A 16,997-nucleotide genomic window follows, 5' to 3' on the forward strand; every position below is an offset into this window, starting at 1 on the left:
GCACCACCGTGCCCCTGGACCCCTACTTCGCGGAGCGGCTCCGGGTGCATCGCCGCTATCTGCTGCGTACCGCCGTCAAGAGCTTCCGCGCGCGACTGCGCGGCGCCGTGCGGCGGTGGTGGCCCTGGGCGGCACAGCGAGATGGCGTCCGAGTCGCCGGACCGCTCAGTGCCGGGTCGACCACCGCCGAGCGGCCGCCGATCCGCCCCGGAGCTGACGCTCGCGCCGCGACCCCGCGCGAGCGTCATCGCGCTGCGGCACTGGCGTGGGATCGCAACGAGCTGACACACGCCGGTACGCCCGGCCCCGACCTCCCCACCGAGGAGCACACCGTCGCGGTGCCGGGATTGCCTGCCGTGCGCGTCCGGCTCTATCGACCCGCCGACGACGAGCGCTGCCGACCCGCGGTCCTCTCCTTCTACGGCGGCGCCTTCCGGATCGGAGGCATCGACTACCCGACCACCGACGCCGCCCTTCGGCGTCGTGCCGCAGGTGCCGACGTGGTCATCGTCGCGGTCGATTATGCGTTGGCACCGGAGCATCGCTTCCCCACGCAGGTGGAGCAGGGATACGCTGCACTCGAATGGCTCGTCTCGCACGCGGCAGAACTGCGCGTGAACCCGGATCGCATCGGTCTCCAGGGCACCTCCGCGGGTGGTGGGCTCGCGGCAGCGGTCACCCTCATGAACCGCGACCGCGCGCAGCACCCGATCCGATGCCAGGTGCTGGAGGTGCCGGTCACCGACCTCACCGGCCGGCACATCGACCTCCGCCCCACGTGGGCGATGGGCATCCCCGCGTTGTTCGTCGTCCGCGAACTTCGGTCGATCGCAAGGACCTACCTCGGACCCCGAGGTGACGCGCGCCATCCGTACGCGTCACCCTTGCGGGCGCGGGACCATTCCGGGCTTCCCCCTGCTCTCATCCTCACCGCCGAGTACGACAACCTCCGCGGCGACGGCGCCGCCTACGGGGCGGCGCTGCGAAGCAGCGGGGTCGACGCGACGGTCGTGCGCTACCTCGGCGTCGGGCACGACGTGCCCACGTACACGGGGTCGCTCGATGCGTCCCGGCGATGGGAGGACCAGGTCGTCTCGGCGCTGCGGGCTCTACACAACGGCTGAATCGTCGTCGCCCAGGAGATCGGGACGGCGCGTGCGGGTGCGTTCGAGCTGTTGCTCGTGCCGCCATTGTGCGACGTGGCCGTGATGGCCGCTCAGCAGGACCGGTGGCACCTCGCGCCCCCGCCACACCGCTGGCTTCGTATAGGAGGGGTACTCGAGAAGGCCCGACTCGTGCGACTCCTCGACCAGGCTCTCGGGGTTGCCGACGACGCCCGGGATCAGGCGGCCTACGGCCTCGATCATCGCCATCGCGGCGACTTCACCGCCGTTGAGGACATAGTCGCCGAGGCTCAGGAGGCGAACCTCGCCGAGCGTCTCGGCGTAGTCGAACACCCGCTCGTCGATCCCCTCGTACCTGCCGCAGCCGAAGACGAGGTGGGCATGACCGGAGAGCTCGCGGGCCGTTGCTTGGGTGAACCGCTCTCCGGCGGGGGACGGGAAGATGATCGTCGGCCGCGTCGCATCGTTCGCGTCGCGGCCGGCCACGAGCGCGTCGAGCGCTTGGCCCCACGGCTCGGGCTTCATCACCATTCCCGCGCCACCGCCATACGGGGTGTCGTCGACGGTGCGGTGACGATCCGTCGTGAACTCACGCAGATCGTGGATGCGCACGTCGAGGATGCCGCTCGTACGGGCCTTGCCGAGAAGTGAGACCTCGAGCACGTCGAAGAACGACGGGAAGATCGTGACGACGTCGACGCGCACGTCAGGACTCGGAGGACGACTCGCCGGGTGCATCGTCCGTCTCGCCGCGCGGTGACTCTTCGTCCGGCAGCTCCTCGAAGAGCCCCGGCGGGGGCGTGACGACGACCCGACCGGCGACGACATCGACCTCCGGAACGATCGCGGCGACGAACGGGACGAGGATCTCGCGATCGCTCCCGTCCACCGGCGTGACGATGAGAAGATCCTGCGCAGGCAGATGATCGACGCGACGGACCTGACCGACCGTCTCCCCGTCCCGGATGACCGAGAGACCGACCAGCTGGTGGTCGTACCAGGCGTCGTCCTCGGCGAGGTCATCGTCGTCCTGGTCGATCCAGAGGATCGCGCGTACGAGCGACTCGGCTGCCGTGCGGTCGTCGATCCCCTCGAGGAAGACGACGGGATGCGAGTTCATCCAGCGGAACTCCCGAACGGTGGCCGTCTTCCCGTGCCACGGTGAGGATTCGGGGACCTGCAAGGTGAACTGCGCGCCTGGAACGAAGCGGCCGTCGGGGTCGTCCGTATAGAGCTCGAGCTTGAAGGCACCCTTGAGTCCATGCGCCTTGACGAGACGGCCGACGCGCAACTGGGTGCGTGCGGCTTCTGCAGCGGCCATATCAGTCGTCCGCGACGTCGACACGCACCCGCGACCCGTCGGCCAGAGCGGCCATGAGGGTGCGTAGCGCCTTGGCCGTGCGGCCGCCGCGCCCGATCACACGACCGCGGTCGTCGGGGTGCACGCGCACCTCCAGCACGTCGCCGCGAGGAGACGTGGACGAGCGGACGGTGACGTCGTCGGGGTGATCGACGATCCCCTTGACGACGTGTTCGAGCGCGGCAGCGAGCACGGTCTTACTCGGCCTCGGTGGTCTCGGCCTCGGCAGCGTCGGCCTCGGGAGCAGCCGGCTCCTCGGCCTTCTTCTCCGCCTTGGGCTTGATGACCGACTTCTTGGACGCGTCGACGCTGAACTCCGCCTTCGGCTCGGCGGTCTTGACCGTCGAGACGGCGTTGGCGTCGCCCTTGAACTTGCCCCAGTCGCCCGTGAGCTTCAGCAGCGCGGCGACCTGCTCGGTGGGCTGAGCGCCCACGGACAGCCAGTACTGGGCACGCTCGGAGTCGACCTCGATGAACGAGGGCTCCTCGGTGGGGTGGTACTTGCCGATCTCTTCGATCACGCGACCATCGCGCTTGGTGCGCGAGTCGGCGACGACGATGCGGTAGTACGGGGCACGGATCTTACCGAGCCGCTTGAGACGGATCTTGACAGCCACGATTCTCCTGAATGGTGTGGGAGTGATGATGAACGTCGCCTGGAGAGTGGGGTGCACACCCGGCGGAAGCTCTGAGGTCGGACGAGACGCTGGATAGAGGGTCGAGCGCCGGTCCAACGATCTATTTTGCCAGATCATGACGCATGCTGCGAATCCCCCCGCACAGGCGTGTCAGACTGTGCGCATGACGGTGCCGTTCGCGACATCCGCCCGCTCCTCCGTGGGGCTGGAGTGGGAGCTGATGCTGGCCGACAACGAGTCGGGTGATCTCGTTCCGCGTGCCCCGGAGCTGGTGCCCGAACTCGAAGACCGCACGGCGCTGGAGCGCTACACCGTCACCGGTGAGCTGCTCACCAACACCGTGGAGGTCACCAGCGGGGTCGGCGACACCGTCGCCGCCGCCGTCGATGACATCGCGGACGCGATCGCCGAGATCCGCACGCTCACCGCGCCTCGCGGCATCGAGCTCCTGTGCGCCGGCAGCCACCCCTTCGCGCAGTGGTACGACCAGAGCGTCACGGACAAGACGCGCTATCACCGCCTCATCGAACGCACGCAGTGGTGGGGCCGCAACATGATGATCTGGGGCATCCACATCCATGTCGGGGTCGACGACGTCACCAAGGTCTTCCCGATCATCAACGCGCTGGCGGTTTACCTTCCGCACCTCCAAGCTCTCTCGGCCTCCAGCCCGTTCTGGGCCGGGGACCGCACGGGGTACGCCTCCAACCGCGCCTTGGTCTTCCAGCAGCTTCCGACGGCGGGCCTTCCGTGGCCGCTGGAGACATGGTCGGAGTTCGAGACCTATCTCGACGACATGGTGCGCACCGGAGTGATGACAGATGCCACCGAGGTGCGGTGGGACATCCGCCCGGCACCGCGGTGGGGAACGATCGAGGTGCGCGCGTGCGACGGCATGTCGACACTCCCGGAGCTCGCGGCGGTCGCCGCCCTCGTGCAGGTGCTGGTCGAGCATTTCTCACGTGAGATCGACGAGGGGCGTGAACTCCCGACCATCCCGCCGTGGTTCGTCCGCGAGAACAAGTGGCGTGCCGCACGCTACGGCCTCGACGCGCGCGTGATCGTCGATCGAGAGGGAACGCAACGCCCCGTGGTCGACCACCTGCGGGAGACGATCGAACGACTCCGCCCTGTGGCGGATGAACTGCATTGCGCGCGTGAGCTGGCCGGGATCGACACGATCCTCTCCCAGGGCGCGAGCTACGCGCGTCAGCTTCTCGTGGCCGACGCCGCCGACGGCGATCTGCGAGAGGTCGTGCAGCATCTCATCCGTGAATTCCGCGCCGGTCCCACACTGCGGGAGCATCTCTCCTCGACCACCGTCTGACGGGTCGGGGCACCTTCCTCAGCCCGCAGCCTGCACGGGAGTCGGCTCCGCGTCGAGGTGGAACGTCGACAGACCGTGCTCGGTCTTCTGCCAGTAGTGGGGCTTGGTGATCAGCTGCCAGAGCGCCTTGTACGACGCGGCAGAATGCAGGATCCAGTAGACGGGGTTCAGCATCGCCCAGCCGACGAGCCAGAACGTGCCCCGCTTGTACGGTCCCATCATGTTCAGGTAGACCATCAGGCCGTTTCCCACGAGGAAATTGAGGAGACAGAGCCAGAGGACGAGCGGAGGGAAGGCCGCCGACACATCCAGCCACGGGATCGCGAAGGCGGCCACGAGGAGCGCGGTGAACGGGATCACTCCGAGGAACGTCAACGGCGTGCCGGCGATCAGGAGAGTGAAGGACAAGAAGCGTCGCAGGCCGATCTGGGCGATCAATCTGCCCGGGCGCCGGGCGTGCACGAGGGCCGTCTGCATGTAGCCCTTGATCCAGCGGCTGCGCTGGCCGATGAAGACGCCCATCCGACTGGTCGCCTCCTCCATCGTCGTGGAGTCCACGACGCCGACCCGGTAACCCAGGGCGCTCGCACGGATGCCGAGGTCCGCATCCTCCGTCACGTTGTACGGGTCCCAGCCGCCGAGCTCCCGCAGGGCCGCGGTACGGAAGTGGTTCGACGTGCCGCCGAGCGGGATCGGGAGGTCACGCACGTCGAGGCCCGAGAGCATGTAGTCGAACCAATAGCTGTACTCGAGCGCGAACATCCGCGTCAGGATGTTCTCGCGAGCGTTGAAGTAGTTCAGGGCGGCTTGCATGACGACTGTCGACTCCTCGGCACGCGAGAACGCGACCACCGTCTTCTTCAGCTGGTCGGGCTCCGGCGCATCCTCCGCGTCGTAGATCACGAGGAACTCGCCGCGCGCGACCTCCAAACCGACGTTGCAGGCGCGCGGCTTGGTCTGCGGCGTGCCGCGCGGAACCGTCACGACGACGAAGTTGGCGGGCGGTTCGGACACGGCGATCGCGTCACGCGTCTCGTCGTCCTCCTCCTCGACGAGGATGATCACTTCCAGCTTGTCGACCGGATAGTCCAGTCGCCCGAGGTTCTCCACCAATCGGCCGACGATCTTCGCCTCCCGGAACACCGGGACCAACACGGTGTAGACGGGGAGGTCGTCGTCCCGCAGCGCCGCGATGGCCGATGCGTCCACACGCTGGACGAGGTCGTACCGCGATCCATGGAGGGCGACGGAGAACTTGAAGAGCGTGCTGGAGAGGAAGACGACGCTCGCCACGGCGATCACCGTGATGACCGTCGGAAGCGGCCAGAGGACGGCGCAGGCGACGACGATCAGGAGGACCACCACGAGTCCGACCTGCTGCGCACGAGAGAGCACGTGCCGCGCCGACAGCTCCGGATCATCATCCGCCAGACCGTTGGCCGCATGATCGGCGAACTCGTCACGGAACTGTGCGAGGACGCCGTCCACGACCTCGCGGTGGGCGACCTGCCGCACCTGGATCGCGGTCGCGCCGAGGTCCCGTCGGATCTCGTTGCGCACCCCGCGCCCGAGGTCCCGCGACGCGCCGACCACGACCGTGTCCCCGTCCCAGGCGAGCGGCATCCAGCCCTCCTGCACGTATCGGGTGCGCCACGCGGCGTTCCAGAGCCCGCGTTCCTGCGAAGCCTTCACGCGACACCTCCCACGACGCCCAGCCAATCGCGGAGTGTGGCCCATTGCGACGACGTGGCCCAACCGATGAGCCAGAGGACGACCGCGACGGTCGCCGTCAGCAGCCGATGAGCGAGGGTCGTCGCGGCCGGGACGATGGCCACAGCGAGAAGGAGCATGAGCGTGTAGGTCGTCCCGGCGTTTCCGGGTGGCGTCAGCCCCAGGAAGTACGCGAGCAACGTGCTGACAGCGAGGAACACGGCGATCAGTGCCGTGCCCGGAAACCTCAGCGCAAAGGAGGTGAGGATCATCACCACGATCGGAGCGAGGAACAACAAGCCACCGGGCGAGGTCAGCGAACCGAGGAAGCCCTCCAACCGCTCCGGGTGCCACGCGAGGTCGCCGCGCACCATGGCCAGCGGTCCCGCACCGAAGGCGATCCCGAGAAGAGCCAGAGACGCGAACAGTGCGAGTGTCGGGAACGCGACGACGAAAGCGTTGGCCAGTCTCGCGCCACGACGGGACTGGATGATCAGCGTGCCGGCGACGGCGGCGACGAGGGCCGAGAAGGTCACCGTGGAGTCCGAGCACGCTGCACACGCGAAGAGCAAGCCCGCCCGGAACCCGGCCTGCGTATTGGCCCATGTGACGAATCGCACCAGGTCGACCATGCCGAGCCCGAAGAAGAGCAACCCGACGATCGACTCGAAGTTCGTCGTGGCGATGTAAGCGAAGATCGGGGTCGTGGCCAGGGTCAGGGTGAAGACGATCCTCATGCCGAAGGGGAAGCCCTTGCGCTGGAGGGACTGAACGATCAGCTGCAGCATGAGGCCTGCAGCCGCGCTGCCAGCGATCGCGAGACCATATGCACCGCCGGGAATGAGCAGCGCGAGGAGGCTCGTGAGCGGAGGGTACAGCGCACCGACGATCCCGACCCCGTCGTCGAACGCCCCGCGCGTCAGCACCGGCACACGCTCGGCGAGAGCGCCGTTCGCCGTCGCAGACCAGTCGCCATCACTTCCGAGGTGGTAGATGGTTGCTATCGCCGCGAAGATCGCGGCAATGAGCAGCCGCAGACCCCACCGCGCCCACGGCGAAGCCGGGTACTTCGCGAGGCGACCCGTCTCACTCTCGACGAAGAGCGGAGTGTCCCGCTCGAAAACGGACGTCGCAGAGACTGTCCTCGCCACTTCTCACCCGCCAGCTTCTCCCCCGCACGGCCCCCAGCGGTCGACGCCCCCATCGGCGTCGCACGTCATTGCGGGTCAGCCTAGCGTGGCAGCGGCGAATGGTGTCGAGCGGCGCCGCGCCTCAGCCCTTGCCGAAGAGCTTCTGGATCTCGGCCAGGTCGGGCTCGCCCGCCGCCGGACGGCCGAGACCGAACCCGCTGCCGGCCTGATTGGGGGTCGTCGACGATGCCGCGAGGCCAGCGTTCTCTGCGGCCCGCTTCGCCGGGTTTCCGGATCGCGAGCCCCCCGACTTCTTCTGCTTGTTCCCACGCTTGCTCGATGCGCCCGGCTTGCCACCCATGGGACCCATGCCCGGAATGTTGGGCACGCCGCCGCGGGCGACGGTCTTCATCATCTTCGCCGCCTGGTCGAAGCGTTGCACGAGCTGGTTGACGTCGGTGACCGTCATGCCGGAGCCCCGTGCGATCCGCAGCCGACGTGAACCGTTGAGGAGCTTGGGATTGCGACGCTCGACGGGGGTCATCGAACGGATGATGGCTTCCGTGCGGTCGATCTCGCGTTCGTCGAAGTTCTCGAGTTGCTGTTTCATGTTGCCGGCGCCCGGCAGCATCCCCAGCATCTTCTTCATCGAGCCCATCTTCTTGAACTGCTGCATCTGCTCGAGGAAGTCCTCGAGCGTGAACTGCTCGGTCGCGAGCTTCTCGGCGACCTTCCGCGCCTCTTCCTCGTCGAAAGCCGCCTGCGCCTGCTCGATGAGGGTGAGGATGTCACCGAGATCGAGGATGCGGCTGGCCATCCGATCGGGGTGGAACGGCTCGAGATCCTCGAGGTTCTCGCCCGTGGACGCGAAGATGATGGGGCGTCCCGTGACGGAAGCGACCGATAGCGCCGCCCCACCGCGAGCGTCGCCGTCGAGCTTGGACAGGACGACGCCGGTGAAGTCGACGCCTTCCTGGAAGGCGCGGGCCGTGTTCACGGCGTCCTGGCCGATCATCGCGTCGATGACGAAGAGAACCTCGTCGGGATCGACCGCGCGGCGGATGTCGGCGGCCTGCTTCATGAGCTCGGCGTCGACACCCAGACGGCCCGCAGTGTCGACGATGACGACATCGTGCTGATGCCGACGTGCATGTTCGACGCCGTCGCGTGCGACCCGGACCGGGTCACCCACGCCGTTGCCCGGCTCCGGCGCGAAGATCGTGGCTCCCGCGCGTTCGGCGACGACCGTCAACTGACCGACGGCATCCGGGCGCTGAAGGTCGGCCGCGACCAGGAGCGGCGTGTGGCCGTCCTTCTCGAGCATGCGCGCCAGCTTGCCGGCGAAGGTCGTCTTACCGGAACCCTGGAGGCCGGCGAGCATGATCACCGTCGGAGGGTTTTTGGCGAACTGCAGCCGGCGCTGTTGACCGCCGAGGATCCCGATCAGCTCTTCGTTGACGATCTGGACGACCTGCTGCGCGGGATTCAGCGCCCGGTTGACCTCGTCTCCCAAGGCGCGCTCACGCACGCGAGCCGTGAAGTCCTTGACGACCGTCAGCGCGACGTCCGCGTCCAGCAGTGCGCGCCGGATCTCCCGGACCGTCCCGTCGACGTCGGCGGGCGACAGCTTGCCCTTGGTGCGGAGATTCCGGAAGGTCTCTGTGAGCCGGTCGGAGAGTGTGCCGAAAGTCGCCATGATGCACCGATTCTACGGGAGGGGCCGAGCGTCCAGACGCCCGGCATCGCCCTGTGCCTCGCCGAGTTCCTGGAAGAAGGTGACCTGAAGACCGGCCGGCGCCCGCACGCGCGCGTTCACGGATCGCCACGGCGTCTCCCTCGGCGTCGCCTCCAGCAGCGCGCCCGCCGTCGTCGCCGACAGCGTCGCTGCTGCGGCGTCGTCCACCTCGAGCCCGATCCGCACCGACTCGCTCGGGGTGTTCCCGTCCGTCTCGACCGCGTCGATCATGTCGATCTGGGCGGCGTTGGCCAGCTCCACCGTCGCTCGCCCGGCATCAAGGATCGCGACGCGTGCGCCGCCGTCACCCTGGAACGCCGCGCGCTGCGGCATACCGAGCACATCGCGATAGAACCGCAACGCGCCCTCGAAGTCGTCGGCGCGCGCGACCACGCGCAGTTGACGGACCGGAGCAGGCAACGTCGGTGCTGCGGCGTCCAGCGCCGACGAGAGAACGACGTCGAGCCGCACGTGGCCCGGGCCCCGCCGCGCCCACTCGGCCAGAGCGCCGGTGACGGCCCCGGCGTGCGCGCTCCCGACCACGTCGGCGACGAGCGGCGGGCAACCGTCACGCTGCACACGGGTGCAGACCGCCGCACTGAGCCGCGCGCGCCGCCACGCCATCTCGCGCGGGAGCTCCTCATCCAGACCCATCGCTTCGGCGTGCGTCATGGCCAGAGCCAGACTGTCGGGGCGAAGGTCCGCCAAGGCGGTCGTCAGTGCCTCACGCACGGCCATGCCTGCGTTGAGAGACTCTTCCGCCGCCTCGATGCGCTCATCGAAGCCCGCCCAGAGCACGGCGGACTTCGACGCGAAGTAGTTGAAGAAGCTCGACCGGGCCACACCCGCCCGGCGCGCGATGTCGTCCACCGTCGTCTGCACGTAGCCGCGTTCGAGGAACAGCTCGCAGGCGGCCTCGGCGATCGTCTCGGGAGAGGTGGACCTGGGTCTGCCGGCACGCATGTCGCCAGCCTATCGATGGCGTATTGTTGGACGGCGTCCAGGTAATCGAGGAGGGCTCATGCTGACCGTCGAGACCGTGGGGTTGGCCCCGCGCCTTGTTCCGTACTCCGAGGCATGGGCGCTCCAGCGTCGACGCCACTCCGAGATCGTGACCGGAGAGCGCTCGGACACACTGCTGCTCCTCGAGCACGAGGCGGTGTACACCGCGGGAGCGCGCACCGCGCGTCATGAGCGGCCCCAGGACGGCACTCCCGTCATCGACGTCGACCGCGGCGGCAAGATCACCTGGCACGGTCCCGGTCAGCTGGTCGGCTATCCGATCGTCCGCCTTCCCGAGCCCGTGGACGTGGTCGCTCACGTGCGACGACTGGAGTCAGTTCTGATCCACGCGCTCCGGGAGTTCGGCGTGGACGGCTATCGCGTCGAGGGACGCAGTGGCGTCTGGGTGCGCCGCCCCCTGTCCGAGGACAAGGTCGCGGCCATCGGTGTGCGCGTACAGCGCGGTGTCACCATGCACGGGTTCGCCCTCAACTGCGACAATTCTCTCCTGCCGTTCTCGCGCATCATCCCGTGCGGGATCACCGATGCCGGTGTCACGACGCTCAGCGAGGTCGCGGGGACGGTGATCAGCCCCGCCGATGCCCTGCCCGTCGTGGAGGCCGCGTTCCGCGCCGAGTTCGCGACGGAGGTCGCGGCATGAGCTGTGGCGTCACCGTCGATCCCGGCGACTCCCCCGCTGCCCCCGAGGGACGACGGCTCCTCCGACTGGAGGTGCGCAATGCGCAGACTCCGATCGAGCGAAAGCCGGAGTGGATCAAGACTCGGGCGAAGATGGGCCCGGAGTATCAGCAGCTTCATGCGCTCGTGAAGGACGAGCAGCTGCACACGGTCTGCCAGGAAGCGGGATGCCCCAACATCTACGAGTGCTGGGAGGACCGAGAGGCGACGTTCCTCATCGGGGGATCACAGTGCACGCGGCGGTGTGACTTCTGCCAGATCGACACCGGCAAGCCCGCCGCATACGACACCGACGAGCCCCGCCGGGTCGCCGAGAGCGTGGCTCGGATGCAGTTGCGGTATGCCACGGTGACCTGCGTCGCGCGCGACGATCTCCCCGACGGGGGCGCGTGGCTGAACGCCGAGACCGTCCGGCGTATCCACGCGACGAACCCCGGCACCGGCGTCGAACTCCTCGCGACCGACTTCAACGGCCAGCCCGACCTTCTCGACGAGGTCTTCGCCTCCCGCCCCGAGGTGTTCGCGCACAATGTCGAGACCGTGCCACGCATCTTCAAGCGCATTCGGCCTGCCTTCCGCTACGAGCGGTCCCTCGGCGTTCTCACCCGAGCCCGCGAGGCCGGTCTGATCACGAAGTCCAACCTCATTCTCGGCATGGGCGAACGGAAGGAAGAAGTGATCTCGGCCTTGCAGGATCTGCACGACGCCGGAACGGACATCGTCACGATCACGCAGTACCTCCGCCCGACGCCGCGCCACCTCCCGGTCGACCGCTGGGTGCGCCCCGAAGAGTTCGTAGAGTTCAAGAACGAGGCGGAGCGCATCGGCTTCCTCGGCGTGCTGGCCGGGCCGCTCGTGCGGTCTTCCTACCGGGCGGGTCGCCTCTGGGCACAGTCCATGGTGAGCAAGGGGCGCGAGATCCCGGCGGGGTTGGCCCACCTCGCCGATAGCGGGGAGTTCGCCCAGGCAGTGTGAACCCGCGCGTTGGGGCGGCGGTCGGGCGGCAGCTCAGTCCGCGCTGGTCACCGACTGGACGGAACCGTCGCCGGCGAGGTTGACCAACAGCACCTCGTCGGTCGCGTCACGGTCGAGCGCGTACTCCAGCACCGCGAACGGGTCGGTCCCGCCGTGCTCATCGGCGAGGATCGTCATGCTGACCAGCTGCAGCGACCGGATGACATCGATATGCGTGTCACCCGAGATGTCGGCGAGAAAGGCCTCGAGTTCCTCCCCCAGCTGCTCCTGCTGCTGAAGGATGTATTCGGTCACTTCGCTCGTGCGGTCGTCGAGCTCAGAGACCATCGCATTGCGGGCCCGCAGGTCCACGTCTTCGATCGAGGAGATCATGGCGGCGGCGACATCGAGCGCCTCGACCGACACATCATCCTGATCCGGCGCGGTGAGGTCGACGGTGACCGTCTGGTCTCCGAAGTCCACGACCTCGCTCCAGAAGATCGATCCGTCGGGGCCGGACTCCAGCAGTCCGAAGTAGTCGTGCTCGATCGCCATGGCTCTATGCAATCACCCTGCGGGAGTCGGCGCGACCCTCTGCGGCAGTGCGACGTCGCTCCGCAGGCCCGTTCAGTCGACCAGGGCCGAGGCGAAGACGTGCGGAGTGAAACCCGTGAGATCACCGATCCCCTCGCCTTGGCCCAGGAGCTTCACCGGGATGCCGGTGCGTTCCTGCACGGCGAGAACGAAGCCGCCACGCGCGGATCCGTCGAGCTTGGTCAGGACGAGGCCTGTCACCCCCGCGTGTTCGAGGAACGCCTCGGCCTGCATCACGCCGTTCTGGCCCGTCGTTGCATCCAGGACGAGCAGCACCTCGCTGATCGGCGCGAGCTTCTCGATCACCCGTCGGATCTTGGTGAGCTCGTCCATGAGCCCGCCCTTGGTGTGCAGACGACCGGCGGTGTCGACGAGGACGATCTCGGTGCCGTTGCGCAGGGCATGGTCGATCGTCTGATAGGCGACTGAGGCGGGATCCTGGCCTTCCTGCTGCGGCCGCACGATGGCTGCACCGCCGCGCTGGGCCCACGTCGCCAGCTGGTCCACCGCCGCCGCCCGGAAAGTGTCGGCCGCTCCGACCACGACCGATCGCCCGAAGCGCTGCAAGTAGTGCGCGAACTTGCCGATCGTCGTGGTCTTTCCCACGCCATTGACCCCGACCACGAGGACGACGGCGGGCCGCTCGGTGAGCTTGAGCGTGGTGTCGAACCGTGCGAAGTGCTCCTCGAGCGTCTCTCGGAGCATCCGCTGCAGATCCCGTGGATCAGTGGTGCGGAAACGTTCCACCTTCTCCCGGAGCTCATCGAGCAGCCGTTCGGTGATGTCCGGACCGAAGTCGGCCGTCAGCAGGGCGGTCTCCAGGTCGTCCCAGGTCGTCTCGTCGATCGTCGGTTTGACGAACATGCCGCGCAATGCACGACCCAGGGACCACGAACTCTCCGCCATGCCTCCAGCCTAGGAGGTCGTCGCGGAAAGAGCAGTGACGACGCATCGCGGCTCCGCGAACGGGCGCGGTGACGGGGACCGGCTCACGCCGAGGTCTTCTCGCGAACCCGCTGCCCCACGACCGCCGAGACGCCGTCCTGGCGCATCGAGACGCCGTAGAGGGCGTCGGCGATCTCCATGGTCCGCTTCTGGTGGGTGATGACGATCAGCTGGCTCGAGGCGCGCAACTGCTCGAAGACGCCCAACAGGCGCCCGAGATTCGCATCGTCGAGTGCCGCCTCCACCTCGTCGAGGATGTAGAAGGGGCTGGGGCGGGCCTTGAAGATCGCGGTGAGGAGCGCAACGGCGGCCAGTGACCGCTCCCCTCCGGAAAGCAGCGAGAGCCGTTCGATCTTCTTCCCGACCGGACGCACCGAGACGTCGATGCCCGTCGTGAGCGGGTGGTCCGGGTCGGTCAGCGAGATGCTTCCGGAGCCGCCGGGGAAGAGGATCGGGAAGACCTCTCCGAAGGCGGTCTTGGTGTCCTCGAAGGCGGCGAGGAAGATCGTCTGCATCCTCTCGTCGAGTTCCTCGATGATCGTGAGCAGATCGGCGCGCGTCTGTGTGAGGTCGGCGAGCTGTTCGGTGAGGAAGGCGTGGCGCTGTTCCAGGGCAGCGAACTCCTCCAGCGCCAGCGGGTTCACGCGACCCAGCTGCGCGAGCTTCCGTTCGGCGTCGCGCAGCCGGCGTTCCTCTGCGGAACGCTCGAACGGCTGGGGCTCGTCTTCCTCGCTTTCGCCGGGAATCAGCTGGTCCGGACCGTATTCCGAAATGAGAATACGCTCGTCCACGCCGAGCTCGCTGGACACACGCTCGAGCAGCGAGGTGACGTGGAGCTTCTTCTCGTGCATCTGGAGCTCGAGCCCGTGGACGCTCTCGGTGAGGATGCTCAGACGCTCGCGCGCGGACGCCTCCTGCCGTCGCAGTTCCGAGAGCTCCGCGGTGACGGCGGTCCGCGACTGCTCGGCGAGCTCGAGCTCGACCCGCGCGCTGGTCACGGAGCGGTCCACGGACTCCAGGAGAGCAGGCAGCTGTTCGGAGACCTCTGCGGCAAGGTCGCGCTGCGCACGCCGGATGACGGCCCGCCGCGCCGCTTCCTCCGCCGCCGCCCGTTCACGCTCGCGCTGCCGCTCCAGCTGCACGACACGGGACTCCGCCGCGCGCACGCGCTCCTTGAGCGTCTCCACGTCGAGGCGCGCACGCATCTCGGCGTCGCGTGTCCGCTCGAGTTCGGCCAAGAGCCCGTCGCGAGCGGAGGCATCGAGGATGGGCCGGGGGGCCGCGACCGCCTTCTCGTAGGCCTCCTTCGCACTCCGGGCTGCGGTCTCGGCTTCGGCGACGGCGGACTCTGCCTGGCGCACACCTGCCTCCAGCCGCTCGCACTCCGCGACGGCCGCCTCGTGACGAACGGTCGCACGGTTGACGAGTTCCGTGTGGGCCGCCAACGCCGCATCGTGTTCCCTCAGCGTCTGCAGCGACTCCTTCGTGCGCCGCCGCGCCTCGTTCCAGGCCTGCTGCGCCTCCTCCAGAGCCTCACGGAGCGAGTCTGCGACCACCGCGATCTCGTCGAGCCGGTCCTGGGCCGCGTCACGTTCGGCGGCGAGTTCCAGCCTCGAACGGCCACCTCCCGATCCGGCGCGAAGGGTGAACTCCGTCAGCACTTCGCCGGCGCGCGTGACGAGTGTCGCCGGCACCGTCAGCGTCGCCCGGACGGACCGGGCCGCCTCGAGGTCGTCGACGACGAAGACGCCCGCCAGCAACCCGAGGACACCCGGAGGCGCCGACACGATGTCACGAGCGGGCACGGCACCGTCGATCGACGTGTCCGCGACCGCGGCGCCGGCCGCCTCCGCCAGAACGATGTCGACGACACCGAGATCCGCATCGCGCGCCGCCGCCGCGCTGTCCACGGCCGCGGCGAGATCGTCGACCAGAAGACCGTCGGCGAGGGAGCCGAGCGCCGCGGCGACTGCCGCCTCATACCCGGGGGTGACCTTCACCGCATCGCTCACGAGGCCGCGGATGCCCGTTCCGCCGCGTCCGATGAGCGCCGCTGCGGCATTGCGGACATCCAGCGCCCGACTGAGCGCGGTGGCCTGCGCGCGCAGCGACTCGACCTCGCGTTCGGCGGCGTGGAGCCTCTCGCGGAGACTCCCCACGCGGGTCTCCGCCTCGGAAGCATCACGTTGGGCGCGTTCGTACGCCGCGGCGTGCTCCGCCGACGAGCCCTCCGGGACGAGCTCGGGATCGACCCCCTCGAGGGCCTGTTCCGCCTCGACTCGCCGCTCCAGAGCGGCATCCAGCGCGCGCTGCTGCCGTTCGACTGCTCCGCGCACGGCATCCAGTCGCGACGTGGCCGCATCGGCAGCACCGCGCAGCGTCGTGAGCCGCATGTCGTGCTCGGAGACCAGCGCGCTCTGGGCTGCGATGTCGACGTCCAACGCATCGAGCTCGGCGCGGGCGCGGATCACGTCGCGCGCGGCGGCGGCTGCAGCGTCCTGCGCTTCGCCCAGCCCGGAACCGATCTCGTCGATCTCCGCGCGCGCCTCGTCGATGCTTGCTTGGCTGACGGTCGCGACGTCGATCGCGAGCTGCCCGTCGTCTTCCAGCAGAGCGAGCCGCTGAGCGGTGAGAGTCGCGAGACCGCGGAGACGTTCCTGCACCTGCTCGAGCGCAAAGGCCGTGGCCCGGGCACGGTCCACGACATCCGAACGCTGCTCCGCCTCCCGTGCGCGGATGAGCTCCGCCAACTGCCCTGTCTCGTCCTGCAGGACGAGGCGCTCCGCGTGACGCTCGTGCTCGGCGCGGGCGTGATCGGCCAACTGTGCCCGAAGTCCGACGAGCTCGTCGGCGTAGAGCCTCGCCTTCGCGTCGCGCACGACCGCCGCGATCGTGGCGGCCTCGCGAGCGATGTCGGCCTGCTTGCCCAGGGGTTTGAGCTGCCGGCGCAGCTCACCGGCCAGGTCGCTCAACCTCGTGAGGTTCGCTTCCATGGCATCGAGCTTGCGGAGTGTCTTCTCCTTACGCCTGCGGTGCTTGAGGATCCCGGCGGCCTCTTCGATGAAGCCACGGCGGTCCTCGGGGGTCGCCTGCAGCACGGTGTCCAGGCGGCCTTGACCGATGATCACGTGCATCTCACGCCCGAGACCCGAGTCGCTGAGCAGCTCCTGCACGTCGAGCAGTCGGCAGCTCTCACCGTTGATGGCGTACTCGCTCGTGCCGTTGCGGAAGAGTGTGCGGCTGATCGTCACTTCGGAGTACTCGATCGGGAGCGCGCCGTCCGAGTTGTCGATCGTGAGCTGCACTTCGGCGCGCCCGAGCGGGCCACGCGTCGCCGTCCCCGCGAAGATGACATCTTCCATCTTGCCGCCACGGAGGGTCTTGGCCCCCTGCTCCCCCATCACCCAGGCCAGGGCGTCGACGACGTTCGACTTACCGGACCCGTTCGGTCCCACGATGCAGGTGACGCCCGGTTCGAGAGCGAACGTGGTGGGCTGTGCGAAGGACTTGAAGCCTTTGAGCGTCATGCTCTTCAGGTGCATTCGGGGTTCCTCCACGGACAGGGTGTGTGGCTCCACCGTAGCGGACGGCACCACGGAATCCCGGGACCACCGACACGCCGTATCGTGGCCCCGGCTTGACGCTGTCGGAGATTTCCCATTAGTCTGCGAAGTCGCGTCCGAAGTTGAGAAAGGAGGTCCTGAAGATGATGCACATGATGAACAGCGGAGTAACCGCTCCCCGTCGCGCGTACACCGGGACCCGCTCCTTCGGATTCG

Annotated in this window: 15 protein-coding genes; 4 read left to right on the forward strand and 11 right to left on the reverse strand. The window is 68.3% G+C overall.

All coding sequences use genetic code 11. The annotated features are described in order from the left end of the window. Window positions 1-8: 8 nt before the first annotated feature. On the forward strand, window positions 9-1,124 hold the full coding sequence (locus QM591_RS08935) for an alpha/beta hydrolase (RefSeq protein WP_415131692.1): 1,116 nt from the start codon (window positions 9-11) through the stop codon (window positions 1,122-1,124). Here the strand turns inward: QM591_RS08935 and trmD are convergent. From trmD to rpsP, 4 genes are read right to left on the reverse strand one after another with little or no spacing between them, the layout of a single operon-like run. After that, window positions 1,110-1,829: a tRNA (guanosine(37)-N1)-methyltransferase TrmD gene (gene trmD, locus QM591_RS08940; RefSeq protein ID WP_415131694.1), complete on the reverse strand. Its 720-nt coding sequence runs from the start codon at window positions 1,827-1,829 to the stop codon at window positions 1,110-1,112. The two genes, QM591_RS08935 and trmD, sit on opposite strands and share 15 nt — an antisense overlap. Before the next feature lies 1 nt (window position 1,830). Then, complete coding sequence (gene rimM / locus QM591_RS08945) at window positions 1,831-2,445, reverse strand: ribosome maturation factor RimM (protein WP_415131696.1); 615 nt, start codon at window positions 2,443-2,445, stop codon at window positions 1,831-1,833. 1 nt (window position 2,446) lies between these two features. After that, the gene (locus QM591_RS08950) at window positions 2,447-2,677 is read right to left on the reverse strand and encodes an RNA-binding protein (RefSeq protein WP_067160575.1); all 231 of its coding nucleotides are present in this window, start codon (window positions 2,675-2,677) and stop codon (window positions 2,447-2,449) included. Window positions 2,678-2,681: 4 nt separating this feature from the next. Next, entirely contained in the window at window positions 2,682-3,101 is a 420-nt protein-coding gene (gene rpsP, locus QM591_RS08955; protein WP_415131698.1) for a 30S ribosomal protein S16, read from the reverse strand. A 184-nt stretch (window positions 3,102-3,285) separates the two neighbouring features. Here rpsP and QM591_RS08960 point away from each other — a divergent pair, with 184 nt between their 5' ends. After that, window positions 3,286-4,449 carry a glutamate--cysteine ligase gene (locus tag QM591_RS08960; protein ID WP_415131700.1) on the forward strand — a complete coding sequence of 388 codons (1,164 nt, stop codon included), beginning with the start codon at window positions 3,286-3,288 and terminating at the stop codon, window positions 4,447-4,449. 18 nt (window positions 4,450-4,467) lie between these two features. Here QM591_RS08960 and QM591_RS08965 read toward each other — a convergent pair whose 3' ends face one another. The 4 genes from QM591_RS08965 to QM591_RS08980 form a co-directional block, all read right to left on the reverse strand. Then, window positions 4,468-6,141 carry a glycosyltransferase gene (locus QM591_RS08965; protein WP_415131702.1) on the reverse strand — a complete coding sequence of 558 codons (1,674 nt, stop codon included), beginning with the start codon at window positions 6,139-6,141 and terminating at the stop codon, window positions 4,468-4,470. Then, window positions 6,138-7,310, reverse strand: coding sequence for a hypothetical protein (locus tag QM591_RS08970; protein ID WP_415131704.1), 1,173 nt, complete (start codon window positions 7,308-7,310; stop codon window positions 6,138-6,140). Before QM591_RS08970 ends, QM591_RS08965 begins: the two co-directional genes overlap by 4 nt. A gap of 121 nt (window positions 7,311-7,431) precedes the next feature. Then, window positions 7,432-8,985 carry a signal recognition particle protein gene (ffh, locus tag QM591_RS08975; protein WP_415131706.1) on the reverse strand — a complete coding sequence of 518 codons (1,554 nt, stop codon included), beginning with the start codon at window positions 8,983-8,985 and terminating at the stop codon, window positions 7,432-7,434. A 12-nt stretch (window positions 8,986-8,997) separates the two neighbouring features. Continuing rightward, complete coding sequence (locus tag QM591_RS08980; protein ID WP_415131708.1) at window positions 8,998-9,987, reverse strand: TetR family transcriptional regulator; 990 nt, start codon at window positions 9,985-9,987, stop codon at window positions 8,998-9,000. 58 nt (window positions 9,988-10,045) lie between these two features. On the opposite strand from QM591_RS08980, the gene lipB reads away from it, so the two are divergent. Next, complete coding sequence (gene lipB / locus QM591_RS08985; protein ID WP_415131710.1) at window positions 10,046-10,687, forward strand: lipoyl(octanoyl) transferase LipB; 642 nt, start codon at window positions 10,046-10,048, stop codon at window positions 10,685-10,687. Then, the gene (gene lipA / locus QM591_RS08990; protein ID WP_415131712.1) at window positions 10,684-11,700 is read left to right on the forward strand and encodes a lipoyl synthase; all 1,017 of its coding nucleotides are present in this window, start codon (window positions 10,684-10,686) and stop codon (window positions 11,698-11,700) included. Before lipB ends, lipA begins: the two co-directional genes overlap by 4 nt. 33 nt (window positions 11,701-11,733) lie before the next feature. Here the strand turns inward: lipA and QM591_RS08995 are convergent, their stop codons facing one another. From QM591_RS08995 to smc, 3 genes are all read right to left on the reverse strand, one after another. Next, entirely contained in the window at window positions 11,734-12,234 is a 501-nt protein-coding gene (locus tag QM591_RS08995) for a DUF2004 domain-containing protein (RefSeq protein ID WP_415131713.1), read from the reverse strand. Window positions 12,235-12,306: 72 nt separating this feature from the next. Beyond that, window positions 12,307-13,179 (reverse strand): signal recognition particle-docking protein FtsY, encoded by an 873-nt coding sequence (gene ftsY, locus QM591_RS09000; RefSeq protein WP_415131715.1) that lies wholly within the window; start codon window positions 13,177-13,179, stop codon window positions 12,307-12,309. A gap of 83 nt (window positions 13,180-13,262) precedes the next feature. Continuing rightward, complete coding sequence (smc, locus tag QM591_RS09005; protein WP_415131717.1) at window positions 13,263-16,760, reverse strand: chromosome segregation protein SMC; 3,498 nt, start codon at window positions 16,758-16,760, stop codon at window positions 13,263-13,265. Window positions 16,761-16,997 lie beyond the last annotated feature (237 nt).

This window comes from Microbacterium sp. (genome assembly GCF_047607225.1).
GTDB lineage: Bacteria > Actinomycetota > Actinomycetes > Actinomycetales > Microbacteriaceae > Microbacterium.

Coding starts and splice junctions, on each gene's coding strand:
- QM591_RS08995 (WP_415131713.1), bottom strand. CDS start 12,234: ATGGCGATCGAGCACGACTACTTCGGACTGCTGGAGTCCGGCCCCGAC.
- lipA (WP_415131712.1), top strand. CDS start 10,684: ATGAGCTGTGGCGTCACCGTCGATCCCGGCGACTCCCCCGCTGCCCCC.
- QM591_RS08980 (WP_415131708.1), bottom strand. CDS start 9,987: ATGCGTGCCGGCAGACCCAGGTCCACCTCTCCCGAGACGATCGCCGAG.
- lipB (WP_415131710.1), top strand. CDS start 10,046: ATGCTGACCGTCGAGACCGTGGGGTTGGCCCCGCGCCTTGTTCCGTAC.
- smc (WP_415131717.1), bottom strand. CDS start 16,760: ATGCACCTGAAGAGCATGACGCTCAAAGGCTTCAAGTCCTTCGCACAG.
- rimM (WP_415131696.1), bottom strand. CDS start 2,445: ATGGCCGCTGCAGAAGCCGCACGCACCCAGTTGCGCGTCGGCCGTCTC.
- ffh (WP_415131706.1), bottom strand. CDS start 8,985: ATGGCGACTTTCGGCACACTCTCCGACCGGCTCACAGAGACCTTCCGG.
- ftsY (WP_415131715.1), bottom strand. CDS start 13,179: ATGGCGGAGAGTTCGTGGTCCCTGGGTCGTGCATTGCGCGGCATGTTC.
- QM591_RS08960 (WP_415131700.1), top strand. CDS start 3,286: ATGACGGTGCCGTTCGCGACATCCGCCCGCTCCTCCGTGGGGCTGGAG.